20 protein-coding genes and 1 pseudogene are annotated in these 24,612 nt (G+C 73.3%); 13 read left to right on the top strand and 8 right to left on the bottom strand.

Annotated elements, in window-relative coordinates; all coding sequences use genetic code 11:
• Positions 1-114: 114 nt before the first annotated feature.
• Together VFW79_RS00940 and purB are read right to left on the bottom strand one after the other, a co-directional pair.
• Positions 115-957 carry a hypothetical protein gene (locus tag VFW79_RS00940; protein ID WP_329675462.1) on the bottom strand — a complete coding sequence of 281 codons (843 nt, stop codon included), beginning with the start codon at positions 955-957 and terminating at the stop codon, positions 115-117.
• Positions 958-1,251: 294 nt separating this feature from the next.
• Positions 1,252-2,688, bottom strand: a complete 1,437-nt coding sequence (purB, locus tag VFW79_RS00945) for an adenylosuccinate lyase (protein ID WP_329675444.1) — start codon at positions 2,686-2,688, stop codon at positions 1,252-1,254.
• 159 nt (positions 2,689-2,847) lie between these two features.
• On the opposite strand from purB, the gene VFW79_RS00950 reads away from it, so the two are divergent.
• Positions 2,848-3,123 carry a hypothetical protein gene (locus tag VFW79_RS00950; protein WP_329675445.1) on the top strand — a complete coding sequence of 92 codons (276 nt, stop codon included), beginning with the start codon at positions 2,848-2,850 and terminating at the stop codon, positions 3,121-3,123.
• The gene (locus VFW79_RS00955; RefSeq protein ID WP_329675446.1) at positions 3,120-4,538 is read left to right on the top strand and encodes a hypothetical protein; all 1,419 of its coding nucleotides are present in this window, start codon (positions 3,120-3,122) and stop codon (positions 4,536-4,538) included. The genes VFW79_RS00950 and VFW79_RS00955 overlap by 4 nt, the downstream gene beginning before the upstream one ends.
• Positions 4,539-4,541: 3 nt before the next feature.
• Here the strand turns inward: VFW79_RS00955 and VFW79_RS00960 are convergent, their stop codons facing one another.
• Complete coding sequence (locus tag VFW79_RS00960) at positions 4,542-4,925, bottom strand: phage holin family protein (protein WP_329675447.1); 384 nt, start codon at positions 4,923-4,925, stop codon at positions 4,542-4,544.
• 67 nt (positions 4,926-4,992) lie between these two features.
• Here VFW79_RS00960 and hisC point away from each other — a divergent pair, with 67 nt between their 5' ends.
• From hisC to VFW79_RS00980, 4 genes are all read left to right on the top strand, one after another.
• Entirely contained in the window at positions 4,993-6,057 is a 1,065-nt protein-coding gene (gene hisC / locus VFW79_RS00965) for a histidinol-phosphate transaminase (RefSeq protein ID WP_329675448.1), read from the top strand.
• Positions 6,058-6,285: 228 nt separating this feature from the next.
• Positions 6,286-7,419: a pyruvate dehydrogenase (acetyl-transferring) E1 component subunit alpha gene (pdhA, locus tag VFW79_RS00970; protein ID WP_329675449.1), complete on the top strand. Its 1,134-nt coding sequence runs from the start codon at positions 6,286-6,288 to the stop codon at positions 7,417-7,419.
• Positions 7,416-8,423 (top strand): alpha-ketoacid dehydrogenase subunit beta, encoded by a 1,008-nt coding sequence (locus VFW79_RS00975; RefSeq protein ID WP_329675450.1) that lies wholly within the window; start codon positions 7,416-7,418, stop codon positions 8,421-8,423. Before pdhA ends, VFW79_RS00975 begins: the two co-directional genes overlap by 4 nt.
• A gap of 31 nt (positions 8,424-8,454) precedes the next feature.
• Positions 8,455-9,924 carry a dihydrolipoamide acetyltransferase family protein gene (locus VFW79_RS00980; RefSeq protein ID WP_329675451.1) on the top strand — a complete coding sequence of 490 codons (1,470 nt, stop codon included), beginning with the start codon at positions 8,455-8,457 and terminating at the stop codon, positions 9,922-9,924.
• A gap of 141 nt (positions 9,925-10,065) precedes the next feature.
• Here the strand turns inward: VFW79_RS00980 and VFW79_RS00985 are convergent, their stop codons facing one another.
• Complete coding sequence (locus VFW79_RS00985) at positions 10,066-11,784, bottom strand: MDR family MFS transporter (protein ID WP_329675452.1); 1,719 nt, start codon at positions 11,782-11,784, stop codon at positions 10,066-10,068.
• Positions 11,785-12,014: 230 nt separating this feature from the next.
• On the opposite strand from VFW79_RS00985, the gene VFW79_RS00990 reads away from it, so the two are divergent.
• The 4 genes from VFW79_RS00990 to VFW79_RS01005 all read left to right on the top strand — a co-directional run bounded on the left by VFW79_RS00990 (position 12,015) and on the right by VFW79_RS01005 (position 17,334).
• Positions 12,015-12,695, top strand: a complete 681-nt coding sequence (locus VFW79_RS00990) for a copper resistance CopC family protein (protein WP_329675453.1) — start codon at positions 12,015-12,017, stop codon at positions 12,693-12,695.
• Between the two features lie 4 nt (positions 12,696-12,699).
• Positions 12,700-14,781 (top strand): cytochrome c oxidase assembly protein, encoded by a 2,082-nt coding sequence (locus VFW79_RS00995; RefSeq protein WP_329675454.1) that lies wholly within the window; start codon positions 12,700-12,702, stop codon positions 14,779-14,781.
• A gap of 48 nt (positions 14,782-14,829) precedes the next feature.
• Entirely contained in the window at positions 14,830-17,001 is a 2,172-nt protein-coding gene (locus VFW79_RS01000; protein WP_414647836.1) for a S9 family peptidase, read from the top strand.
• A 102-nt stretch (positions 17,002-17,103) separates the two neighbouring features.
• The gene (locus VFW79_RS01005; protein WP_329675455.1) at positions 17,104-17,334 is read left to right on the top strand and encodes a DUF6458 family protein; all 231 of its coding nucleotides are present in this window, start codon (positions 17,104-17,106) and stop codon (positions 17,332-17,334) included.
• 9 nt (positions 17,335-17,343) lie between these two features.
• Here the strand turns inward: VFW79_RS01005 and VFW79_RS01010 are convergent, their stop codons facing one another.
• Positions 17,344-18,072 carry an alpha/beta fold hydrolase gene (locus tag VFW79_RS01010; RefSeq protein ID WP_329675456.1) on the bottom strand — a complete coding sequence of 243 codons (729 nt, stop codon included), beginning with the start codon at positions 18,070-18,072 and terminating at the stop codon, positions 17,344-17,346.
• Between the two features lie 148 nt (positions 18,073-18,220).
• Here VFW79_RS01010 and VFW79_RS01015 point away from each other — a divergent pair, with 148 nt between their 5' ends.
• Together VFW79_RS01015 and VFW79_RS01020 are read left to right on the top strand one after the other, a co-directional pair.
• On the top strand, positions 18,221-19,030 hold the full coding sequence (locus VFW79_RS01015; RefSeq protein WP_329675457.1) for an MBL fold metallo-hydrolase: 810 nt from the start codon (positions 18,221-18,223) through the stop codon (positions 19,028-19,030).
• Between the two features lie 31 nt (positions 19,031-19,061).
• Complete coding sequence (locus VFW79_RS01020) at positions 19,062-21,017, top strand: NHL domain-containing thioredoxin family protein (protein WP_329675458.1); 1,956 nt, start codon at positions 19,062-19,064, stop codon at positions 21,015-21,017.
• 4 nt (positions 21,018-21,021) lie between these two features.
• Here VFW79_RS01020 and VFW79_RS01025 read toward each other — a convergent pair whose 3' ends face one another.
• The 3 genes from VFW79_RS01025 to VFW79_RS01035 form a co-directional block, all read right to left on the bottom strand.
• Entirely contained in the window at positions 21,022-22,428 is a 1,407-nt protein-coding gene (locus VFW79_RS01025) for a sensor domain-containing diguanylate cyclase (RefSeq protein ID WP_329675459.1), read from the bottom strand.
• An 88-nt stretch (positions 22,429-22,516) separates the two neighbouring features.
• Positions 22,517-23,626 carry a methyltransferase gene (locus VFW79_RS01030; RefSeq protein ID WP_329675460.1) on the bottom strand — a complete coding sequence of 370 codons (1,110 nt, stop codon included), beginning with the start codon at positions 23,624-23,626 and terminating at the stop codon, positions 22,517-22,519.
• A gap of 73 nt (positions 23,627-23,699) precedes the next feature.
• Positions 23,700-24,305: a TetR/AcrR family transcriptional regulator gene (locus VFW79_RS01035; protein ID WP_329675461.1), complete on the bottom strand. Its 606-nt coding sequence runs from the start codon at positions 24,303-24,305 to the stop codon at positions 23,700-23,702.
• 109 nt (positions 24,306-24,414) lie between these two features.
• Here VFW79_RS01035 and VFW79_RS01040 point away from each other — a divergent pair.
• Positions 24,415-24,612, top strand: a pseudogene (locus VFW79_RS01040) (glyoxalase); the annotation flags it as partial.

Raw genomic sequence — 24,612 nt, forward strand, 5'->3', positions numbered from 1 at the left:
GGCCCGGACACCGCGGCGACGTCTGGCAGAGAGGTGCGCGCCGGGCCTGGAAGGGGGGGAGCCAGGCCCGGCGCGCGACTTGGGGGGCGGTCTAGGCCGCCGGCAGGTGCTCTCTCACGCCAGGGCCCGCTGGGCCGGTCCGGCGGCCCACGTGTGCGGGACGACCTGGTTCGTCTGGATGTCCGTCAGCTCGGCCGCGTAGACGATCGACTCGTAGACGCCCGCCTCGATGCGGTCGAGGCGCAGGCGCTCGGCCCGCTCGACGTCGTCGCCGAGGTGGGAGATCCGCGCGACGACGTACCGCTGCGAGTCCTGCCACTGGTCGACGACGCGCACGTCGAGCCCGTTCCAGCGCGCGGTGAGGTCCAGCTCGAACAGCTCGCTGACGTCGTCGCGGCCGACCTGCCGGTACCAGCGGCCCGACGGGGCCTGCCGGAAGCCCGTCTCCGACAGCGGCGGGTTGGCGAGCGCGAGGATGACGCTGTGGTCGTCGTCGATGACGTCGGCCTCGAGGTACGCGCCGTGCCACTTGGCGACCGGCCCCACGCAACGCGACAGCGACGCGGGCGCCGGGCGATGGGCTCCGGGCTGCGTCACGCTCCACCCCGTGCCGACGTGGCCGTACCGGGCCAGGAGGGTCGAGGTGCCGTCCGCGAACACCCGGACGAGCTCGGCGCCCGGGGGGATGCGCGAGTGGCGCAGCCACCACAGCGGCACGATGTAACCGGGCACGTCGCGGTACTGCAGGTGTGAGGACGACTCGAACCGCAGGACGTCGATCGACTGCGCATACGGGCTGAAGGGCGTTCCGGGGTAGCCGAGACCGTGGACCTCGAACAGCTGCGCGGGCGTCGTGGCGAACGAGACGTCCTCCGCGCGCACTGCGTAGCCGGCGATGCGGTCGTGACCCAGCGTCAGATGAGCTTGGGTCAGCGCCGGCGTGATCGCCTTCTGCATGAGGGTCACGATGGCTTCCTCGCCAAATAGGGTGTATCGGACAGGCCGGATCGGCACCGATTGTGCAGGTCCAACAGGGTGCGTGTCCAGAAGTCACTCGTTCGTGGCGGGGCCCGACGCGCCTCCGCTTCGGGCTGGACGGCGCTCGCGCCTCGCTGACCAGCAGGAACGCGCGAGGATGCGCACGATGAGGGTGTGATGAGAGCGTGACCAGACAGGGCCGTTCGTGGCCGTGAGAACGTTCACTCGAGGGCGCTGGACCGAGCCTGGGCGGCCCGGCGGCCCGACCGCGGATCAGTCCTCGAGGTACCCGACGAGCTCGGCAGCAAGGCCCGTGTAGGTCGCGGGCGTCAGGGCGGTCAGCCGGGCGGTGACGTCGTCGGGCAGACCCAGCCCCGCGATGAACCCCCGCATGTCCTCGGCAGTGAGCCGGCGGCCGCGTGTGAGCTCCTTGAGGCGCTCGTACGGGTTCTCCATCCCGGTCACCCCGGCGACGGACGCCGCACGCATCGCGGACTGCACGGGCTCGCCCAGCACCTCCCAGTTCGCGTCGAGCTCGCGCTCGAGGGCCGAGCGGTCCACGGAGAGCCCGCCGAGGCCGCGGCGCACGTTGTCGATCGCGAGCAGCGAGTGGCCGAACGCGATCCCGATGTTGCGCTGCGTCGTGGAGTCCGTGAGGTCGCGCTGCAGGCGGGAGGTGATGAGGGTCGACGCGAGCGTGTCGAGGAGGGCGCTCGAGATCTCGAGGTTCGCCTCCGCGTTCTCGAACCGGATCGGGTTGACCTTGTGCGGCATCGTCGACGAGCCCGTGGCCCCCGCGACGGGGATCTGGATGAAGACCCCGTTCGAGATGTACGTCCACATGTCGGTGGACAGGTTGTGCAGCACGCGGTTGAACCGCGCCACGTCGGCGTAGAGCTCGGCCTGCCAGTCGTGCGACTCGATCTGCGTCGTGAGCGGGTTCCACGTCAGCCCCAGGTGCTCGACGAACGTCCGGCTGACCTCCGGCCAGTCCGCGCCCGGCACCGCGACGACGTGTGCGCCGAACGTGCCCGTCGCGCCGTTGAGCTTGCCGAGGTACTCCGCGTGCTCGATCCGGCGTAGCTGACGACCCAGGCGGTGCGCGAGGACCGCGACCTCCTTGCCCAGCGTCGTCGGGGTCGCGGGCTGACCGTGCGTGAGCGCGAGCAGCGGGACGGCTGCGTGCTCGTGGGCGAGTGCCGTGAGGTCCGCGACGAGCGCGCGTGCGGCCGGCAGCCACACCTGCTCGACGGCGCCGCGCACCATCAGCGCGTACGACAGGTTGTTGATGTCCTCGCTGGTGCACGCGAAGTGCACGAGCTCGCCGACCGACGGGAGCACTGTCGAGGCACCCAGCGTGGACGGCGCCGCAGCGAGCCGGTCCTTGAGGAAGTACTCGACCGCCTTGACGTCGTGGACCGTCTTCTTCTCGATCGCCCCGAGCTCGGCGATCTCGGCGGCCCCGAAGGTCGCGACCACGCCGCGCAGGTACTCCTGCTCCTCGACGGACAGCACGGGCGCACCCGGCACCACGTGGTGCGACGTGAGATGGATGAGCCACTCGACCTCGACGTGCACGCGCTCGCGGTTGAGCGCCGCCTCGGACAGGTGGTCGACGAGCGGCGCCACGGCCCCGCGGTACCGGCCGTCGAGCGGCCCGAGCGCGATGGCCGGTTCGACCTGAGCAAGAACGACGCGCGGTTGACCCATGGCTTCATCCTCCCAGAACCCGCAGCGCAGCCGTCCCACCCACAGGCGGGCGTGAGACGACCGCTGCCACCGACCGTGCCACCGGCCCCGCCGCGGGCCGTGCGCCCGTCCTACCGTCCCGCGCATGGTGAACCCGATCAGCGAGACAGCAGGTCGAGGGTGAGCGGCGCCCTCGCCCCTCTCGCGGTGCGTGCCAAGGGGCTCATCGACGACGCGGGACGCACGCTCGCCCGCGCGCACGAGGTCGACTGGGTGTCGGACGCCGCCGACCGCTACCGCGCGGCGCTCACCGAGGGTCAGCAGGCCGTGCTGCGAGCGAGCTCACTGCTCGACGCGGCCCACCGAGCGCTCGCTGTGCTCGACACCGCCGGACGGGACGCTCACGCCGATGCCTGCACGTCCGTCGCGCAGCGACTGCTCGGCAGTGGCGCGTGAGCGACGGGCTGCACGTCACGGGCGGCTACGGCGGCACGTCCGCGCGCCTCGAGGACCTCCACCGGGCGGCGGCTGCGCTGCGCCAGGCCGCCGACTCCCTCGATCACGCCGACGAGCTCCTGGCGGTCGCCTGGCGCGCCAGCTTCACCGGCGACGCCTTCGGCGCCGGTGCGTCCGCACGGGCGGCGCTCGACCCGGTGCTACGGAGCCCGTCGTCGCCGGCCCGGACGGCAGAGAACCTGCGGAGGCTCGCGGGGGCACTGGTCGAGGCGGCCGCGACGTACGAGCGTGCCGAGGGGTCGGTCGAGCTCGCCGTGCGGGCGTTCGTCGGCGTCATGGCCTCGAACTTCTCGGAGAGTCCCTGGGCGCCACTCTTCGGCGTCGGCGCTGCGCTGGTCGCGCCGTTCGTGGTCGGGGTCGGAGCGGGGCTGACCTGGGCCAGGACGGGCCGTCGCCCTGAGGCCGCAGACGTGGTCAGCAGCGGCACGGCCGAGACCCTCCTCTACGGCGTCGGGACGTACCTGCGGGGGCTGCAGCCCGGGTTCCAGCGGCTGGACGCGGCGCCCGTCGGCCCGGGAGTCGCTCCGATCGGGGCCCTCCTGCCACGGCGGCCCCTGCTCGTGGTCCCGGTCCTCGGCAGCACCCGCACCCTGACCGGCACGGACGTCCCCGCGTCCGACGGCGACGCGATGCGGTCGGTCAGCGACGGCTACTCGACGCCCGGCGCCGTCGAGGTGACGCGGCTCGACCACCCCGACGGGAGCCGCTCCTGGCTCGTCGCCGTGCCCGGGACCCAGGAGTGGACGGTCGGCGGGCCCAACCCGCTCGACCTGCAGAGCAACCTCGAGCTGCTCGCCGGGCAGTCCGCGGCCGCGAGCGAGCTGACCGTCGGTGCGATGGAGCAGGCCGGCATCGCACCAGGGGAACCTGTCATGCTCGCCGGCCACAGCCAGGGCGGCATGACGGCGATGGCGCTCGCCGGGTCGGCCGCCGTGACGGCCAGGTTCGCGATCACCCACGTGCTCACCGCCGGATCACCCGTCGGCGGGATGACCACGCAACCTGGTGTCGAGGTGCTGAACGTCGAGCACACGACCGACGCGGTCCCCACCTTGGACGGGCGCGCGAACCCGGACACGCGCGATCGGACGACCGTCCGGCGGGACCTGTCGGTGGCCGACGACCCCGCCGACCGTGCGGCCGGGCACTCGTTCGTCGAGTCGCACGAGGTCGAGCTCTACGGGCGCACCCTCGACCTGGTCGATGCCTCGGTGGACCACGACGCGTCGATCAACGCCTGGCAGGAGTCCGTCGGGTCGACGGTGTTCGGGCCGGACGGCACGACCGCCGTCGTGACCCGGTACGCGGGCATCGGCGGCGTCGAGGTCCCGACGCTGTCGCCGGCGAGCCGGTGACCGTCAGCGCTTGCGGCTGCCCGGCAGCGCGACGCTGAGCACGAAGCTGACGATCGAGATGATGAGCGCGCCGAGCACCGCGGTGCCGAACGTGTCGATGCGCAGGCCCCAGTCGGTGTGGCCCGTGATCCACGCGGTCAGCAGGAGCATCAGTGCGTTGACCACGAGCGTGAACAGCCCGAGCGTCAGGATGTACAGCGGGAACGCGAGGAGCTTGACGAGCGGCTTCACGATCGCGTTGACCAGACCGAAGATCAGCGCGATCAGAAGGATGATGCCGATCTTCTGCTCGGTCGAGCCCGCACCGACGATCTGCAGGCCCGACAGGAGGACGGTCGCGAGCCAGATCGCGACGCCGTTGATGATGACTCGCATGAGGAAGCCCATGTGCTGATCCTGCCAGTCGCAGCCCGGGCTCACAGGGGGAATCGTCCAGCAATGGCATGCTGTTCAGGTGACCCAGGTACCCCTCCGGCCGGCTGTCGCTGCTCTCCCCGCGTACGTGCCGGGTGGTCGGTCCCCCGTCGGTGCGGCGGCGTTCAAGCTGTCCTCGAACGAGAACCCGTTCCCGCCGCTGCCGTCGGTCGTCGCCGCGATCATCGACGGCGCGATGGACGTCAACCGCTACCCCGACATGTACGCGACCGAGCTGACCGAGGCGATCGCGAACCGGTGGGGCGTGCCGGCCGCGAGCCTCGTCGTGGGCAACGGCTCGATCGCCGTGCTCGGGCACGTGCTCGCCGCGGTCGTCGACGCTGGCGACGAGGTCGTGTACCCGTGGCGCTCGTTCGAGGCGTACCCGATCGCGGTCGCCGTCGCGGGCGGTGTCGGCGTGCCGGTGCCCGTGACCGACGACGGCCGGCTCGACCTGGTCGCGATGGCCGCTGCGGTCACGCCGCGGACCCGGGTGGTGCTCGTGTGCACCCCGAACAACCCGACCGGACCCGCGGTGCACGCCGACGAGCTGTCCGACTTCCTCGCCGCGGTCCCGCGGGACGTGCTCGTGGTGCTCGACGAGGCCTACGTCGAGTTCGTCCGGGACCCGCTCGCCGCCGATGCGCTCGCGGTGTTCGCCGGCCAGCCGAACGTCGTCGTGCTGCGGACGTTCTCCAAGGCGTACGGGCTCGCGGGGCTGCGGGTCGGCTTCGCGATCGCGCGACCGCGCCTGGCCGCGGGGATCCGGGCGACGTCGACCCCGTTCGGGGTGTCGCACGTCGCGCAGCTCGCGGCCATCGCGTCGCTGCGGGCGTCCGACGAGCTGCTGGAGCGCGTCGACGCGATCGTGGCGGAGCGCGTCCGGATGCTGGCCGGCCTGCGCGACCAGGGCTGGTCGGTGCCGGACAGCCAGGCGAACTTCGTGTGGCTGCCGCTCGGCGACCGTGCGGCGCCGTTCGCCACCGCGGCGACCGAGGCAGGCGTCATCGTCCGGCCGTTCGCGGGGGACGGGGTGCGCGTGAGCGTGGGGGAACCCGAAGCGACCGACGTGCTGCTCAGGTTCACGGCGCGGTTCCGGCACTGAGGTCTCTGGGGTGGTGCACCCTGGAGTGTCCGACGCGAAGCGCGCGGTGCTGTGGAGACCCGACAAGTCCCCCTGGCACGGGTTGTCAGACGAGCACTCAGACAACCTACGGTGTCGTAGCCTACGCTGACGTAGGTTCGACCTGGAGCGTCCGTCCGCACCGGACGAGCACCCTGACCTGCACGTGAAACCCTGCCTGCGAAACCCTGCACGCGAAGGAGACACCGCGTGAGCCCCAACGGACCACTCACCGACGCCGGCCTCGTCCAGCTGCTCACGCCCGCGGGCGAGCGCGTCGAGCATCCCGTCTACAGCCCCCTGGCCGCGCATCTCGACGGTGACGCCCTGCGCGCGATGTACCGCGACATGGTGCTCGTCCGGCGCTTCGACAACGAGGCCACGTCGCTGCAGAGGCAGGGCGAGCTCGGCCTGTGGGCCCAGAGCCTCGGCCAGGAGGGTGCGCAGGTCGGCTCCGGTCACGCGCTCGCCCCGCAGGACTACGTCTTCCCGTCCTACCGCGAGCACGGTGTCGCCCAGACGCGCGGCGTCGACCTCGCCAACCTGCTGCGCCTGTTCCGCGGCATCGACCACGGCGGGTGGGACCCGACAGCGCACAACTTCCACCTCTACACGCTCGTCATCGGCTCGCACACGCTGCACGCGACCGGGTACGCGATGGGCGTCCAGCGCGACGGCCTGGTCGGCACGGGCGACCCCACCCGGGACACCGCCGTCGTCACCTACTTCGGGGACGGCGCGACCTCGCAGGGCGACGTCAACGAGGCACTCGTCTTCGCAGCGGTCAACAACGCGCCGATCGTCCTGTTCTGCCAGAACAACCAGTGGGCCATCTCCGAGCCGACGACGCGACAGGCACGCGTGCCGCTCGCAGACCGGGGCCTCGGCTTCGGCGTGCCGAGCGTCAGGGTCGACGGCAACGACGTCATCGCGTCGTACGCCGTGACGGTCGAGGCGCTCGAGCGCGCACGCTCGGGTGGCGGGCCGACGTTCATCGAGGCGTTCACCTACCGGATGGGCGCGCACACGACCTCGGACGACCCGACGCGCTACCGGTCGGCCGCCGAGGAGGAGTACTGGCGGCAGCGCGACCCGATCGACCGCCTGCGCCTGCACCTCGAGCAGACCGGCGAGCTGCCCGCGACGTTCGCCGCCGACCTCGAGGCCGAGGCTGTCGCGCTCGGCGAACGCATCCGCACGACGGTCCGTGCGTGGGGCCCGCCCCCGCCGGCGTCGATGTTCGACCACGTCTACGCGAGCCCGAACTCCGTCGTCGACGGTGAGCGGGAGTGGTTCGAGTCCTACGAGACGACGTTCGCACCCACGCAGGGCGGTGCTCGATGACCGGCGAGCGCATCACGTTCGCCAAGGCGATCAACTCCGGCCTGCGCCGTGCGCTCGAGCAGGACCCCAAGGTCCTCCTCATGGGCGAGGACATCGGGGCGCTCGGCGGGGTCTTCCGGGTCACCGACGGGCTCCAGAAGGACTTCGGTCCGGACCGGGTCGTCGACACGCCGCTCGCAGAGTCCGGCATCGTCGGCACCGCGATCGGCCTCGCGCTGCGCGGGTACCGCCCGGTCTGCGAGATCCAGTTCGACGGGTTCATCTTCCCGGCGTTCGACCAGATCACGACCCAGCTTGCCAAGATGCACTACCGGTCCCAGGGCCGTCTCACGCTGCCGGTCGTCATCCGCGTGCCGTACGGCGGCGGGATCGGCGCGATCGAGCATCACAGCGAGTCGCCCGAGGCGCTGTTCGCCCACACGCCCGGGCTGCGCGTCGTCAGCCCGTCGAACCCCGCCGACGCGTACGCGATGATCCAGCAGGCCATCGCCTCACCGGACCCCGTGCTGTTCTTCGAGCCGAAGGTCCGGTACTGGGACAAGGCCGATGTCGACCTCGAGACGCCGACCCAGACACCGCACACCGACGCTGCGCCGACGGGCCTCGACCGGGCCCGCGTGCTGCGCGAGGGCACCGACGTCACGCTCATCGCCTACGGGCCGTCGGTCGCACCGGCGCTCAAGGCCGCAGCGACCGCGGCCGCGGAGGGCACGAGCGTCGAGGTGATCGACCTGCGCACGATCTCCCCGCTCGACACCGAGACCCTCGTGGCCTCGGTCCGCAAGACGGGTCGGTGCGTCGTCGCGCACGAGGCACCTGTGCTCTACGGGACGGGCGCCGAGATCGCGGCCCGCGTCACCGAGCAGTGCTTCTTCCACCTGCAGGCGCCCGTGCTGCGGGTGGGTGGCTTCCACGTGCCGTACCCGGTGTCGAAGATCGAGCAGGACTACCTGCCGAACCTGGACAGGATCCTCGAGGCGATCGACCGCACGCTCACGTTCTGACCCCGCCGACGGCGAGATTGAGGAGGCCCCCGTGCCTACGTTTGAGTCGTTCCGGCTTCCCGACGCCGGTGAGGGACTGACCGAGGCGGAGATCGTCGAGTGGCATGTCGCCGTCGGCGACACCGTCGCGGTCAACCAGCCGATCGTCGACATCGAAACCGCGAAGTCGCTCGTCGAGCTGCCGAGCCCGTACGCCGGCGTCGTGACCCAGATCCTTGTCGAGGTCGGCACGACGGTCGACGTCGGGGTCCCCATCATCGTCATCGACACGGATCCGGGCGGGGCGGCAGCGCCTGCGCCCGACGCCGGGCAGGCGAGCGCCGCGGTCGCCGCCGACGCGGATGCCGGTGGCGGTCCGGCCACGGGTGAGGCTCCGGCCAAGGAGGCCGTGCTCGTCGGCTACGGGGTCGGCGAGCAGGCGTCGGCACGTCGTGCGCGTGCGCCGCAGCCGGGCAGTGCGGCGCCGTCGGGCCCGGCCGCGACGATCCCGGCCGCCGCCCCCGCGCCCGCACCCGCCCCGACGTCGGCACCCTCACCTGCCCCGCGAGCTGCCGTCTCGACCCCGGCCGCGCCGGCCGCCGTCACGGAGCCGCAGCGCGCGCACGCCCTCGCCAAGCCGCCGGTCCGCAAGCTCGCCCGCGACCTCGGCGTCGACCTCGACTCGGTCAACCCGACGGGTCCGGGCGGGATCGTCACGCGCGAGGACCTGCTGGCCTACTCGAACAACGCCCAGGTGCGCGCGCTGGCGACCTACCCGGACGACGCGGGCTGGCTCTCGCAGGGCGTCGTGTCCGCGGACGGTCGCCAGACGCGCGTCCCGGTCAAGTCGGTCCGCAAGCGCACGGCCGAGGCGATGGTGACGAGCGCGTTCACCGCCCCGCACGTGACGGTGTTCCACACGGTCGACGTCACGAAGACGATGAAGCTCGTCGCCCGGCTGCGCGAGGACCGCGAGTTCGCCGACGTGCGCGTGACGCCGCTGCTCATCGCCCTCAAGGCGCTCCTGCTCGCGGTCGACCGGCACCCCGAGATCAACGCGAGCTGGGACGACGCGACCCAGGAGATCGTCTACAAGCACTACGTCAACCTCGGCATCGCCGCGGCGACCCCCCGCGGGCTCGTCGTGCCGAACATCAAGGACGCGCACCGACTCGGTCTCAAGGAGCTCGCGGTCGGGCTGGCGGCGCTGACCGCCACGGCTCGGTCCGGGCGGGTCAGCCCGACCGACATGGCCGACGGGACGATCACCGTCACCAACGTCGGCGTCTTCGGCATCGACACCGGCACGCCGATCCTCAACCCGGGCGAGGCGGCGATCCTCGCGTTCGGGGCGATCCGCGACCAGCCGTGGGTGCACAAGGGCAAGATCCGGATCCGCAGCGTGACCCAGCTCGCGCTGTCGGTCGACCACCGGCTCGTCGACGGGGAGCTCGGGGCCCGCGTCCTGGCCGACATCGCCAAGGTGCTCATGGAGCCGGCGCACGGACTCGTCTGGGGCTGACGCCCGACGCCGCCGACTGCGCACCGGCCTCGGGCGCACCGGCCGGCGCACGAGGCCGGACGCCGGCCGGATACGCGAAGCGCGGGCCCGCCCTGACGGCGGACCCGCACTTCGCGTATCGGTCGATGAGCTGGCCTGGCGTCAGACCGCCTGAGCGGCCACCTCAGCCTCGTTGTCGATCCGGCCCTGGATGCCCGACACGTTGCGCAGCGGCAGCTCGGGCAGGAGCACCGTCAGGACGAATCCCAGCACCATGATCGCCGCGGCGATGAGGAGCACGAGGTCGATCGACTGCGCGAACCCGTCGAGGAACGGCCGGGCCAGCCTCGGGTCGAGCGCGTTGATGAACGACGAGTTGTCGATCGACGGGATCGCGCCGGTACCGCCGTGCCCGCCGACCATGGCCAGCACCGGGGCGTTCGCGGGGTCGGCCCGAACCGCCGGGTCGGCGAGCGCAGCCTGGAACCCTGCGGTCGGCGCCAGCCGGGCGAACGCGCTCGCGATGTTGCCGCCCACGGTCGAGAACAGGATCGACAGGAAGACGGCCGTGCCGAGCGTCCCGCCGACCTGCCGGAAGAACAGCGCCGAGGCGGTCGCGACGCCCATGTCCTTGACGTGGACCGCGTTCTGCACGGCGAGCACGAGCGGCTGCATCGTGAACCCGAGCCCGAGCCCGAAGACCAGCGAGTCGGCGAAGATGACGAGCAGCGTGGTGTCGACCGAGAGCCGCGAGAACAGCAGCGCGCCGAGACCCATGAGTACCGTGCCGATCACCGGGAAGATCTTGTAGCGCCCGGTCCGGGCGGTGAGCTGACCGGTCAGGATCGATCCGGACATGATCCCGACCGTGAACGGGATGAGCGTGAGCCCGGCGGTGGTCGGGGTCATGCCCTTGACGATCTGGAGGTACAGCGGCAGCGTCGCGAGCCCGCCGAACATCCCGAGACCGATGACCACGTTGGCGCCCGAGCTGACCGCGAACGTGCGGTTGCGGAACAGGTGCAGCGGCAGCAGCGCGTCGTCCCGTGCAACGACCTCGGCGAGCAGGAACAGCCCGATCCCGACGAGTCCGATCGCGTAGCAGAGCAGCGCGCGGCCCGAGCCCCAGCCCCAGGCGCGGCCCTGCTCCGCGATGAGCAGCAGCGGCACGAGGCCGACGACGAGTGCGAGAGCGCCCGGCCAGTCGATGCGGTGGTTGACGCGCGTGATGGGCGGCAGGTGGAGCACCCGCCAGATCACGAGCAGGCCGATGAGCCCGATCGGCACGTTGATGAGGAAGACCCAGCGCCAGCCGGTGATGCCGAAGATCGAGTGGGCGCCGGCGAAGAACCCTCCGACGACCGGGCCGAGGACGGAGGACGTGCCGAACACCGCGAGGAACATGCCCTGGTAGCGCGCACGCTCGCGGGGCGGCACGAGGTCGCCGAGGATCGTGAACGCGAGGGACATGAGCCCGCCCGCGCCGAGTCCCTGGATCCCGCGGTACGCCGCGAGCTGGTACATCGAGCTCGCGGTGCCGGAGAGGATCGACCCGAACACGAACAGGGCGATCGCGCCGAGGTAGAACGGCTTGCGCCCGTAGATGTCGGAGAGCTTGCCGTACAGCGGCGTCGCGATCGTCGACGTCATCAGGTAGGCCGTCGTGACCCAGGCCTGCAGCGAGAGACCGTTGAGGTCGTCGCCGATGGTGCGGATCGAGGTGGCGACGATGGTCTGGTCGAGGGCGCCGAGGAACATGCCGATCATGAGCCCGCCGAGGATCGTCAGGATCTGGCGGTGCGTCGGCGCGACGTTCGGGCGGGCGGTGACGGAGGCTGCGGCGTCGATCGGGGGGATCGACGAGCGGGAGGTCTGGGACACGGGTACCTCTCGGGGGTGTGCGGTGACGGACGGCGTCGGGGCCGGGCGGCGCCGTCGGGCTCGGGCGAGCGTGGCGGGCGCAGACGCGCGCCCCTTCCCAGTGAAGGTCCACAACTCCCTGTGTGGCGACACTATTCCGAGGGTCCGACACTGCCCGGCGGCGCCGCTGGGAACGGGCGCGGTCGCCGATCGGGTCCGGTCGACCCGCCGGACGCGTGATGATGGTGCCCGTGAGTGCAGCCACCGCCAGTCGCCGAGCCGTCGTCATCTTCGCGGTGGCAGCCATCGCCGTGCTTGTCGGCGCCGGAGCGGCGCAGGCGCACAACACGCTCGTCTCGACAGATCCCGTCGACGGCTCGACCGTCGCCACGGCGCCCGCGCACGTGACGCTGACGTTCAACGAGCCCGCACGGTCGTTGGGCACCCAGATCGTCGTGAGAGCGCCCGACGGGAGGATGGTCAGCACCGGTGACCCTGTCCTCGACGGAGCCACCGTGAGCCAGGGCGTCGCAGGCGCGCTGCCCGCAGGGACGTACACCGTGACGTGGCGGGTCACGTCGGCCGACGGGCACCCGCTCCAGGGAGTCCTCTCCTTCACCGCGGCCGCTGCCACGACGGCCGGCGCCGGCCCGGCCGCCACGCCTGCGCCGACGGCCACGTCCACACCTACGCCGACCCCGTCGACCGCGGCACCGTCCGCCACGGCGTCGATCGGGCCGGTGGCGCGTGCAGGTGGCACCGAGATCGGGCCTGTCGTCACCGACCAGGACGCCGACGGGGACGACTGGTCCCTCAGCGCCCTCGCCGTCGCGGGCATGGCCGCTCTCGTCCTCGTCCTCGTCGTCGTCGGAGCACTGCTCCTGCGGCGCCGTCGTGCGCACGCACTCCGTTCGCGCTCCGCCCGGGCGTGACCCCATGACCGCCCGCCCGGCCGCCCCCGCGCCGGTGCCGGCGTCGGCCCGGACGCAGCCTGCGCTCCGCCGCGGCTCGCCGTCGGTGCGCGTCGGTGTGCTGGCCGCAGCCGGGCTCACGGCCGCGCTGCTCGGGGTCTGGTTCTCCGGCGCCGCACTCCCGACCGTGCTGCGCGACCCCGGCGCGCTCGTCCGGTGGGGACTGCCGGCTGCGACGACACTGGGCGAGCTCGCCGGGGCGCTGACCCTCGGTGCCCTGGTCCTCGCGGTCGGGATCCTGCCGCGCCGTGCGCCCGACCGGGCCGACCTGCACGCGACCCCACCGGCGGGGCTGGGCGACGCCTACGCGCGCGCGCTGCTCGTCGCCGGCGTCGCTGCCGCGGCCTGGACCGTGCTGAGCCTCGCGACGCTCGTCCTCACGTACGCGAACATCGCCGGGCTGCGGCTCGATGCGCCGACGTTCGGTCAGGAGATCGGCGACTACGTCTCGAGCTTCGACCTGGGCCGGGCCCAGCTCGAGGTCGTCGCGATCGCGGCGGTCGTCGCGGTCGTCGCGCTCGTCGTCCGGACGCCGACCGGCGCCGCGTGGGCCACCGCTCTCGTCGTCGTCGCGCTGTGGCAGCAGGCGCAGACCGGCCACGCGTCGGGCACGGCGAGCCACGAGGTCGCGACATCCGCGATGTTCCTGCACCTCGTCGGCGCGGCCGTCTGGGTCGGTGCGCTCGGGGCGCTCGCCGTCCTCGCCCCCCGGCTGGGTCGCGACGTCGGACCCGCCGCCTCGCGGTACTCGGTCGTCGCCGGCTGGTGCCTCGCGGGGGTCGGGGTGTCCGGGCTCGTGAACGCCGTGATCCGGCTCGGGGGGTTCGACGGGCTAGCGACGCGGTACGGCGTCCTCGTGCTGGTCAAGGCGCTGCTCCTCGTCGTGCTCGGCGCTCTCGGCCTCGCGCACCGCCGCGCGACGATCCCGCGCCTCACCGCTGGGGACGGCGCCGGGTGGCTGTTCTGGCGGCTCGTGCTCGTCGAGCTCGCGGTCATGGGCGCCGTCTCGGGCGTGGCCGTCGCGCTCGCGTCGTCCGCGCCGCCGGTGCCGCAGACGGCCGTCGTCGCGCAGACGCCGGCCGTCATCGTCACGGGTCACCCCCTGCCGCCCGAGCCGACCACGACGCGGTGGCTCACCGAGTGGCGCTGGGACGTCGTGCTCGCGGCGCTCGCCGTCGCCGGCCTCGTCGTCTACGTGCGGTGGGCGTGGCGCCTGCACCGGCGTGGCGACGCCTGGCCGGTGTCGCGGACCGTCTCCTGGGTGGTCGGCATGGTGCTGTTCTTCTGGACGACGAACGGCGGCCCGGCGGTCTACGGGCACGTGCTGTTCAGCGCCCACATGCTCGAGCACATGGTCCTCGCGACCGTCATCCCGATCTTCCTGGCGCTCGCTGCCCCGGTCACGCTCGCGCTGCGAGCGCTGCCCGTCCGGCACACCGTCGTTCGCGGTGACGCCTCGCGCGGTCCTCGGGAGTGGATCCTCGTGCTCGTGCACAGCCGGTGGGGTCGGCTCTTCGCCCACCCGCTGGTCGCCGCCGCGAACTTCGCTGGATCGATGATCGCGTTCTACTACACGGGCATCTTCGAGTGGACGTTGCGCAGCGCCGTCGGGCACCTCGCGATGGCCGTCCACTTCTCGCTCGTCGGCTACCTGTTCGTGAACGCACTCATCGGCGTCGACCCCGGTCCGACGCGGCCCGCGTACCCGCAGCGCCTCCTGCTGCTGTTCGCGACGATGGGGTTCCACGCGTTCTTCGGGGTGACCCTCATGTCCGGCGACGCGCTCCTCGCGGCCGACTGGTTCGGCCTGCTCGGACGGCCGTGGGGGCCGACGGCGCTCGCGGACCAGCAGACCGGCGGCGGCATCGCGTGGGGCATCGGCGAGCTGCCGACCCTGGCGCTGGCGGTCGCGGTCGCGGTGTCCTGGTCGCGCGCCGACGACCGGACGGCTCGCCGTCGCGACCGCAGGGTCGACCGTGAGGGCGACGTCGAGCTGGACGAGTACAACGCGATGCTCGCGCGGATGGCGCACCCTGACGACGAATGACGTGCTCCGGACACCCTGAGCACACAGGCCCGTGGTAGGACGGGTCACGTGACTGCCACGACCCCCGAGCCGACCGCCGCGCCCACCGCCGCGCCCACCGCCGAGCCGACCACCCGGCAGGCCGCCGCGCGGACCCGAGAGCCGCAGCCCTTCCACGACCTCGAGGACTACGTCGCGCTGCCCCGGCTGTCCGGGCTGACGCTCTCGAGGGACGGTCGCCGCCTCGTGACGGCCGTCGCGACTCTCGACGCGAAGCGCACCGCGTACGTCACGGCGCTGTGGGAGGTCGACCCGTCGGGCGAACGGCCGGCCCGACGCGTGACCCGCAGCGCGAAGGGGGAGTCGAGCGCAGCCTTCACGCCGTCGGGTGACCTGCTGTTCACCTCGGCGCGTCCCGACCCGGAGCCGCGCGAGGGCGCCGCCGACGACCCCGCCCCGGCCCTGTGGCTGCTGCCGGCGGACGGCGCGGAGGCGCGGGTCGTCGCCGACCGCGCGGCCGGGTTCGCGAGCGTCCGGGTCGCCGCCGACGCCGCCGTGGTGCTGCTCGGCTCCGACGTCCTGCCGCGGGCTCTCGACGACGCGGACGACGACAGGCTGCGCAAGGCCCGCAAGGACAAGAAGGTCGGCGCGATCCTGCACGCCGGGTACCCGGTGCGGTACTGGGACCACGACCTGGGCCCGGCGGAGCCGCACCTGTTCGCAGCCACGGTCCGCGCCGACCTCACCGCGACGCGCGCGGGTGAGCCGGACCCTCGGCTCGAGCTCCGCGACATCACGCCGCTGGCCGGACCCGCGCTCACCGAGCAGGCCGCCGCGATCTCGCCCGACGGCCGCACGGTGGTGGCCGGCTGGTCGTTCCCGCTCGCACGCGGCGAGCTGCGCAGCAGGCTGGTGACGATCGACGTCGCGACGAGCGAGCGGCACGTCCTCGTCGACGACCCGGACGCCGAACTCGGGTCACCCGTCGTGTCACCCGACGGCCGCTGGGTCGCGTACAGCCGCGAGACCCTCGCGGCGCCGGACAGTGCACCGCGCGTCGAGCTGTGGGTCGTCGGGCTCGACGGCTCGGGCGCGCGGCAGCTCGCGGCCGGCTGGGACCGGTGGCCGCACGACGCGATCTGGGCGCCCGACTCGGCCTCGCTCCTCGTGCTCGCGGACGACGACGGCCGCGGCCCGGTGTTCCGCGTCGGCCTGCGGGACGGGTCAGTCACGCGCCTGACCAGCGACGACGCGGTCTTCAGCGACCTCCAGGTCAGCCCGGACGGCTCGGCGCTGTACGCCCTGCGGGCGTCGTACCTCGCGCCCGCGCACCCGGTGCGGATCGACGTGGCGGCTGCGGCGTCGTCGGGCGCGCCCGTCGCGGCGACCCCGCTGCCCGCCCCGGCACCGGCGCCCACGCTGCCCGGCCACCTCACCGAGATCGAGACCACCGCCCCCGACGGCGCCCGCGTGCGCGCCTGGCTCGCGCTGCCCGACGACGCGTCGCCGACCCACCCCGTCCCGCTGCTGCTCTGGATCCACGGCGGCCCGCTCGGGTCGTGGAACGCGTGGTCGTGGCGCTGGAACCCGTGGCTGCTCGTCGCGCGTGGGTACGCGGTGCTGCTGCCCGACCCGGCCCTGTCGACCGGCTACGGGCAGGAGTTCGTCCAGCGCGGCTGGGGGTCGTGGGGCGGCGCCCCGTTCACCGACCTCATGGCCGCGACGGACGCGGCGGTCGCGCGCCCGGACGTCGACGCGACCCGGACGGCAGCGATGGGCGGCTCGTTCGGCGGGTACATGGCGAACTGGGTCGCGGGGCACACCGACCGCTTCCGCGCGATCGTCACGCACGCGAGCCTGTGGGCGCTCGACCAGTTCGGCCCGACGACCGACGCGTCGTACTACTGGCAGCGCGAGATGACCGCCGAGATGGCCCACGAGAACTCGCCGCACCGCCATGTCGGGAAGATCGTCACGCCGATGCTCGTCGTGCACGGCGACAAGGACTACCGCGTGCCGATCGGCGAGGGCCTGCGGCTCTGGTACGACCTCGTGTCGCGGTCGGGGCTCGCGGCCGACGCCGACGGCGTGACGCCGCACCGGTTCCTGTACTTCCCCGACGAGAACCACTGGGTCCTCTCGCCGCAGCACGCGATCATCTGGTACCAGGTCGTGGAGGCGTTCCTGGCTCAGCACGTCCTGGGTGTCGAGGCACCCGCCCTGCCGGAGCTGCTCGGCTGACGAGCGGGTGAGGTGTGCGCTCTCAGCGCGCGCGTTCGGAGGGTTGTTGCGAGACTCGGAACCGGCGCGGGTACATGGCCCGCACACAGGTGAGGAGCACACATGGGTATCGGTGGCGGAATCGGCCTGATGATCATCGGCGCGATCCTGGCGTTCGCAGTACGCGACAACGTCAGCGGCGTCGACCTCACGATGATCGGCTACATCTGCATCGCGGGCGGCGCTCTCGCGCTGATCCTGAGCCTCGTGCTCAACGCGCAGCGCGCGAACACGACCCACCGTGAGGTCATCGAGCGCCACGACGACACGTCGCCGCGGCCGCCGGTGGTCTGACGCCGCGGGTCATCCCCTCGCCGAGCTCGCTGCCGCGATGATCGCGGCGGCGAGCTCGGCAGGTCGCGACAGCATCGGCCAGTGCCCGGTCGGGACGTCGACGTAGATGACGTCGAGGGCACCCAGCTCGGTGTGGAACGGCGGGCCCGGGTGCGCGAGGGGCCGCAGCACCTCGGACGGCAGGCTCGAGCAGATCACCGTGACGGGCACGGCGAGGCGCCGTGGGTCACTGACCCGGACGGGCTCGCGGGCGGGCCCCGCGGGATGCGGCACGGCCCGGGCCCGGAACGCGTCGCGCATCGCGTCGTCCAGCCCCTCCGCGCTCGTCCCGACCGCCTCGAGCGACGCCCACGACGGCAGAGGGATCTCTACGGCCTCCGGCGGCAGGTCCGGGGAGACCGCCGCGCCGTCCTCGAGCGGGCCGCTGTCGACGTAGACCGCGCGGCGCACCCGCTCAGGCACGCGGTCGACGACCTCGCCCACGAGCGCACCACCGCCGCTGTGCCCCACGAGCAGCACCCCGGGCGGCAGCGACTCGACGAGCCGGACGACGGCCTGCACGTGGTCCTCGAGCGTGACCGCCGAGCGGTCGGCGTCGACCGACTCCAGCCCCGGCAGCGTCATCGCGTGCGGTACGAGCCCCGCGTCGCGCAGGGGCCCGACGACGTCGTCCCAGGCCCAGGCGCCGAGCCAGAAGCCGGGGACGAGCACGACATGCGGGTTCTCGAAGTTCGCCATGTCCCGATCCTGCACCGACCCTCCGACACGCACCGCGGTGCGTCGGGCCGCGGGGCTGGACGTGCCCGACGCCGAGCGCTAGGACTGTGACCCGGACCCACACCAGCGAGGGGGCGGCCGTGGCTACGCACAGGGACAGGCGGCCCTCATGAGCGGGTCGCGTCAGGAGCGGGTCGGAGTCGTCGCGCAGGAGATCGCCCCGGACGTCCACTGCCTCGGGCCGTGGGGACGCGTGCAGACCGACGTCTACTTCGTCCGCTCCGGCTCGTCATGGGTGCTCATCGACGCCGGGTGGGCGCAGGACGGCCCTCGTATCGAGCGGGCCGCCGCGTCGCTGCTCGGCCCCGACGTCCGCCCGTCCGCGATCCTGCTGACCCACTGCCACCCGGACCATGCCGGCGCAGCCCTCCGGCTGGCGCGCGTCTGGGACTGCGCCGTCTGGATCCACCCGGCCGAGCTGCCGTTCGCGACCGGAGACTTCGCCGGCATGCGGGCGTACGCGGGGCCGCTCGACCGGCTCGTCGTCCTACCGCTCATGCGGGCCATGGGCAGGCGTCGGCGTGAGGCGGTGCTCGCCAGGTCGAACCTCGGCGAGGTCGCCCGGATGTTCGAGCCCGGCGCCGAGATCCCCGGCCTCGGGGGTTGGAAGTGCATCCCGACACCGGGCCACACCCCGGGGCACGTCTCCTACTTCCGACCACGTGACCGCGTCCTCATCAGCGGTGACGCCCTCATGACCCTCAAGGTCAACACCGTGCAGGGGCTGCTGCTGCAGCAGCCGGGCTTGTCGGGGCCGCCCTGGTACACCACGTGGAGCCAGCGCGCGGCCAGGGAGTCGATCCGCACGCTCGCGGGCCTCGAGCCCACCGTGCTGGCCGGCGGCCACGGCACGCCCATGACCGATGCCGGTACGGCAGCCCGGCTGCGCGCCTTCGCGGGGCTCGCCGCGACGGACTGACGGACCTTGGCGGCTGGTGTTGACTGTCCCGGTGCCCACGTCCCACCCCCTGCCGAAGGTCCGAGCGAGCGCGCTGACGGGACGCGGCTGGCTCAACACCGGCGGCAGCGACGTCACGCTCGCGGACCTGCGCGGCAAGGTCGTCGTGCTCGACTTCTGGACGTTCTGCTGCATCAACTGCCTGCACGTCCTCGACGAGCTGCGCGCGCTCGAGGAGCAGTACCGCGATGTGCTCGTCGTCGTCGGGGTGCACTCCCCGAAGTTCCTGCACGAGGCGGACCCGGTCGCGCTCGCGGCCGCGGTCGACCGCTACGAGGTGCGTCACCCCGTCCTCGACGACCCTGACCTCACGACGTGGTCGGCGTACACGGCGCGGGCCTGGCCGACGCTCGTCGTGATCGACCCCGAGGGGTACGTCGTCGCGCACATGGCGGGCGAGGGGCACCTGCACAACCTCGAGGTGCTGGTCGCGGAGCTCGTGCGTGCGCACGAGGTGGCCGGGACGCTGCACCGCGGCGACGGCCCGTACGTGCCTCCCGAGCCGACGTCGGGCACGCTGCGCTTCCCCGCCAAGGCGATCGCGCTCGCGGGCGGCGGCTTCCTCGTGGCCGACGCCGGGCACCACGGCCTGGCCGAGCTCGCGCCCGACGGGGAGACGCTCGTGCGGCGGATCGGCTCCGGCGACCGCGGCCTGGCCGACGGCGGGCCCGACGTCGCCCGGTTCAGCGAGCCCAACGGGCTGTGCCTCGTGCCTGACGAGCTGCGGGCGGAGGTCGGCTACGACGTGCTCGTGGCCGACACGGTGAACCATGCGCTGCGCGGCGTGCGGCTCGCGGACGGCACGGTCACGACGGTGGCCGGGACGGGTGAGCAGTACATGGTCGGCGGCGCGGACAACGTCGTGTCGCGTCCCGGTGACGTCCCGGGGACCGACCGCTCGGGCGTCGGGTACGACGGACCCGGGCTCGACGTCCGGCTCTCGTCTCCGTGGGACGTCGTCTGGTCGCCCGTCGTGGACGCGTTCGTCGTCGCGATGGCCGGCAACCACACGCTGTGGGCGTTCGACCCGGTGGTCGGCCGGATCACGCGGCTCGCGGGCACCATGAACGAGGGGCTCGTCGACGGGCCGGCGGCCGAGGCGTGGTTCGCGCAGACGTCAGGGCTCGCCGTCGACGCGGGCGGGCGGCTGTGGCTCGCCGACTCGGAGGTGTCCGCGCTGCGGTACCTCGACGGCGGCGGCACGGCGACGGCACCGGAGCCGGCCACGGTCGGCACGGCCGTCGGGGCCGGCCTCTTCGACTTCGGCCACCGCGACGGCCCCGCCGACCAGGCCCTCCTCCAGCACCCCCTCGGGGTCGCGGTCCTGCCCGACGGCTCGATCGCGGTCGCCGACACGTACAACGGCGCGATCCGCCGCTACGCGCCCCCGGCCCCGGACGCCCCCGAGGGCACCGTGGGCGAGGTCACGACGCTCGCGACCGGCCTCGCCGAGCCCAGCGGGGTCGTCGTGGAGGTCACCGGCGACGGTGTCCGGCTCGTCGTCGTCGAGTCCGGCGCGCACCGGCTGACCCGGATCGGTCTGCCTGCCGCGCTCGCGGGTGAGCTCCTCGACTCCGGCGCGCACCGCACGCAGCGTCCCGTCACCGACCTCGCGCCCGGCGAGGTGCGGCTCGACGTGGTGTTCACGCCCGCCGTGGGGCAGAAGTACGACGACCGGTACGGTCCCTCGACGCGGCTGCAGGTGTCGGCGACGCCGCCCGGGCTGCTGCTCGCCGGCGCGGGCGACGACGTCGCACTGACCCGGGTGCTCCGCCTCGACCCGGCCGTGACCGAGGGGGTGCTGCACGTGACCGCGCACGCCGCGAGCTGCGACGCCGACCCCGCGATCGAGTACCCCGCGTGCCACCTCAACGCCCAGGACTGGGGCGTCCCGGTCCGGGTCGTGGCAGGTGCGGCGTCCGAGCTCACGCTGCCGTTGCACGGCTGAGGCGTCAGCCGGCGCCCTGGACCGCAAGGTCGAGCAGGAGCAGCAACGCGTCGGCGAACTGGGCCGAGCGGTCCTCGGGTGCTGTCGTCTCGACCTCGACGACCCACGGGTCGCTCGCCACGGCGAGCGTGTGCACCTGCCCGGGGTCGTCGGACGGCATCCCGCCGCGGGCGACCGCCACCACGCCGCCGTCCTCGGCGTCGTGCAGCACCGACCACGCCGCGCCGCCCGTCGCGCCCGTCGCGGCTGCGGCGAGCGCGCACAGCCGCGGCACGACGCCCGACTGGGCGTTGAGGATCGCGCCGACTCCCGCCGCGATGAGCTTCTCGACGGTCACGGCGGCGGCCGACGCGCTCGACGCCTCGGCGCGGACCACCCGGGCCCGGTGGCGCTTGGCCTGGTACTGCGCGGCGTCCGCGCGACGGAACAGCGTGCGCGCGTGCTCGGGGCGGCCGTCGGCGGTCGACGCGACGCCCCACGAGATCGCGGCGCCGTGCGCGAGCGGGTACTTGCGCATGGTCCGTGCCAGGGTCCGCTTGACCTCGTCGCGGGGGATCCCGATGGTCACGAGGCAGAACTCGTCGCCGCCGAGCCGGGCCGCCGTCGTCCCCGGCAGCTGGTCCTGGGCGCGCCGCAGCACGTCGCCGACGGTGCGCAGGAGGTCGTCGCCCGCGTCGTGGCCGAACTCGTCGTTGACCCGCTTGAGGCCGTCGACGTCGCACATGACGACGCACATCTCGAGGTCGGACATGAGGGCGATCTCGGCGGCGTGGTCGGCGACGCGACGGTTGCCGAGGCCGGTCAGGGGGTCGTCGGCGACGAGGTGCCGTACCTGCTCGTCGAGGTCGACGCGCGCCAGGGCCCCCGCGGTCAGCGCCGCGACCACCTCGGCGGTCGCGACGTCCTCGACCTCGAACAGTGGCTGCCCGACGTCGCGCGTCGCGAGGATCTGGCCCCACACGTGGCCGTTGACGATGATGGGCGAGCCGAGCCCGGTGACCTGACCCGAGGCCCGCAGCGCGGCGCACTCGAGGGGGTCGCCCCAGTCGGCCCCGGAACCGTCCGGAGCGTGCGCGACCCAGCTGCTGTGCTCACGGATGAGGGTGCGCAGGGCGGGTCGGTCCTCGGAGCGGACCGTGACGCGGGTCGGCCCGGTCGTGCTGCCGCTCTCGAGGTCCTCCGAGGGCGGCGGGTAGACGGACAGGGTGCGGCAGGTGTCCTGCTCGATGCGGGACACCGAGATCGACCGGGCGCCCAGGAGCTCGTGCGCGAGCTCCGCGGACGCGTCGACCACCTCGCTGATCTTCTCCGCGCGGTCGAGCCGGTGCGCTGCGAGCGCGAGCCCACGCACGCCGGCCATGGCGGGGGCCGCCGACCGTCGCCCTCGGGCTCCCTCGCTGGCGCGTTCCACCCAGTCATCATGCTGCACCGCGGGGGTCACGCGATCCGTCATCCCCAGATCAGTGGCGCACGTCCCCCGGACGCGCGCGCATGCGGGGTCACACGTGCTCGAGGACGTAGATCCGCGGGTGGTGCCCCTTGGCGAACACGCGCAGCTCGGCCCGTACCCGCCAGTGCGCGTCGGCCTCGCGGATGCACCGCTCCATGACCTTGATCTCATGCGTGAGGACGACGAGGTGGGCTCCCGGTGCCCCGACCTCGTGGGCCACCCGCAGGAGGTCGGCGTGCAGGGCGGGGTTCGTGACGTGCGAGCCGTGCAGCGCACCCCACGGGGGGTCGGCCAGCACGAGGTCGAACGGGCCGGCGTCGCGCCAGGAGCCGCCCGCGGCAGTCACGTCCGCACGGGTCACCGTGGCCCGCCCGGCACAACCCGCCGCCACGAGGTTCTCCTGGGTCGCACGGACCGCGTCCGGGTCGATGTCCACGCCGACCGCGGTGGCAGCCGGACCCGCGAGCAGCCGCTCGATGAGCAGGGTGCCCGAGCCGCACATGAGGTTGGCGACGCGGTCGTCCGCCTGGGTCCCGACGAGCCGCACGATCGCGGCGGCGATGGTCGCGTTGACCGCACCCGGGAAGTCGGCGACCCGCCACGGGCGCGCGGACAGCGGGCGCCCGCCGAGTCGCACGAGCACGTCCCAGCCGGCCTGGTCCGTCGGGGCGCGGGTCGCGCCGGGCTGCGGGGCGTTGCGTGGGGTGCGCCGGAACCGGACGACGACCTCGCCCTCCGCGTCGTCGTGCACGAGGCCCGTCGCGTGGGCGAGCTCCGCGGCGAGGCGCTGGAACACCGAGGAGTCGTGGCCGGCCGCCTCGAACCGGAACGTCCGCGCTGCCCCGAGCCGGACGGAGGTCGCCATCGCGTCGGCGATGCGCGGCAGGTGCTCGCCGCTGGTCAGCGACTTGGGTCGCGGCACGTCGAACGTGAGCACGAGGAACACGGCGACAGCCGTGCGCAGGGACAGGGCGCGCTCGAGGCGTCCGGCGTGGTCGACGAGCAGCGCGTCCTCGCGACCGGGGACCGGGCGGGGCGGACGCGCAGGAGCGAGGCGCTCGACGATCTCGTCGGCCACGATCTCGCCGAGACCTGGCAGGAAGGTGACCTCGAGCCGCTGCGTGACGGGCCGGTAGGACGCGCGTGCAGGTCCCCGCAATGGGACGCGACCCGTCGACCGGCCCGGGCCGCGCGTCGCGGGGCGCTGGGATGCGCGAGGAGGCGTCACGCGGTCAGACGCCGACGGGGATGCGTGCGCCGACGGCCCGCAGCACGAACGTGACGGTGGCCTCGACGGCCGCGTCGCGCGCGGGGCCGTCGTCGGGCACGCGGCGGCTCGACAGGCACGCGTTGACGAGCGGGACGGTGGTGTCGACGTCCTGCGCGGGGAACGCGCCGGACGTGATGCCCAGGGTGAGGATGCGGCGCAGGACCTGCTCGACGAGCACGACGTGCGCGCGCACCCGCTGCTGCGTCGCGGGCGACAGGAGGGAGCGCAGGTCGGGGCCAGGGGCGAGGCGGTAGACCTGCTTGAGCCGGGCCTGCGCGCGCACGTACGCGCTGAGCTGCTCGGTCGGGTCCTCGACGTCCGCGAGCGAGCGCTCGAGCGTCTCGACGTAGCGCTCGGTCTCGTCCGTGATGAACGCGACGAGGAGCGACTCCTTGTCGGGGAAGTGGTTGTACACCGCGGTCCGGCCGATCCCCGCGGCCGCAGCGACGTCCGCGAGCGTGATGACGTCGAAGCCGCGGTCCGCCATGAGCGTCGACAGCGCGGCGAAGAGTCGCCGACGGGTCTGCTCGCGGTGCTCGTGCAGGGACCCGCCGATGATCTTGGGCATGCTGACATCCTCGCACGATCTGTCACTTCCCCCGGACGCCGACCGGGCGCCCCTAGGCAGCGCAGCGGCGCCGTCCTACCGTGGCCCCATCCCGACGGAGGAGATGCTCGTGGAACCCCGTGTGACGCTGGTGACCCTGGGCGTGCGGGATGTCGCCCGCGCGCGGCGGTTCTACGTCGACGCGCTCGGCTGGCCCGCGCTGCTGGTGGCAGACGAGATCGTCATGGTCCGGGTCGACCCTGGGCTCGTGCTGTCGCTGTGGGACCTCGAGGCCATGCGCGCGGAGGTCGGGACGGTCGGCGACCCT

Source organism: Cellulomonas sp. (genome assembly GCF_036279715.1).
In the GTDB taxonomy this organism is placed as follows: domain Bacteria; phylum Actinomycetota; class Actinomycetes; order Actinomycetales; family Cellulomonadaceae; genus Cellulomonas_A.

Excerpts from the sequence above, each read along its gene's own strand:
- VFW79_RS01005 (WP_329675455.1), top strand. The coding sequence starts at position 17,104 with ATGGGTATCGGTGGCGGAATCGGCCTGATGATCATCGGCGCGATCCTG.
- VFW79_RS00975 (WP_329675450.1), top strand. The coding sequence starts at position 7,416 with ATGACCGGCGAGCGCATCACGTTCGCCAAGGCGATCAACTCCGGCCTG.
- VFW79_RS00960 (WP_329675447.1), bottom strand. The coding sequence starts at position 4,925 with ATGGGCTTCCTCATGCGAGTCATCATCAACGGCGTCGCGATCTGGCTC.
- VFW79_RS01015 (WP_329675457.1), top strand. The coding sequence starts at position 18,221 with ATGAGCGGGTCGCGTCAGGAGCGGGTCGGAGTCGTCGCGCAGGAGATC.
- VFW79_RS01035 (WP_329675461.1), bottom strand. The coding sequence starts at position 24,305 with ATGCCCAAGATCATCGGCGGGTCCCTGCACGAGCACCGCGAGCAGACC.
- purB (WP_329675444.1), bottom strand. The coding sequence starts at position 2,688 with ATGGGTCAACCGCGCGTCGTTCTTGCTCAGGTCGAACCGGCCATCGCG.
- VFW79_RS00940 (WP_329675462.1), bottom strand. The coding sequence starts at position 957 with ATGCAGAAGGCGATCACGCCGGCGCTGACCCAAGCTCATCTGACGCTG.
- VFW79_RS01010 (WP_329675456.1), bottom strand. The coding sequence starts at position 18,072 with ATGGCGAACTTCGAGAACCCGCATGTCGTGCTCGTCCCCGGCTTCTGG.
- VFW79_RS00995 (WP_329675454.1), top strand. The coding sequence starts at position 12,700 with ATGACCGCCCGCCCGGCCGCCCCCGCGCCGGTGCCGGCGTCGGCCCGG.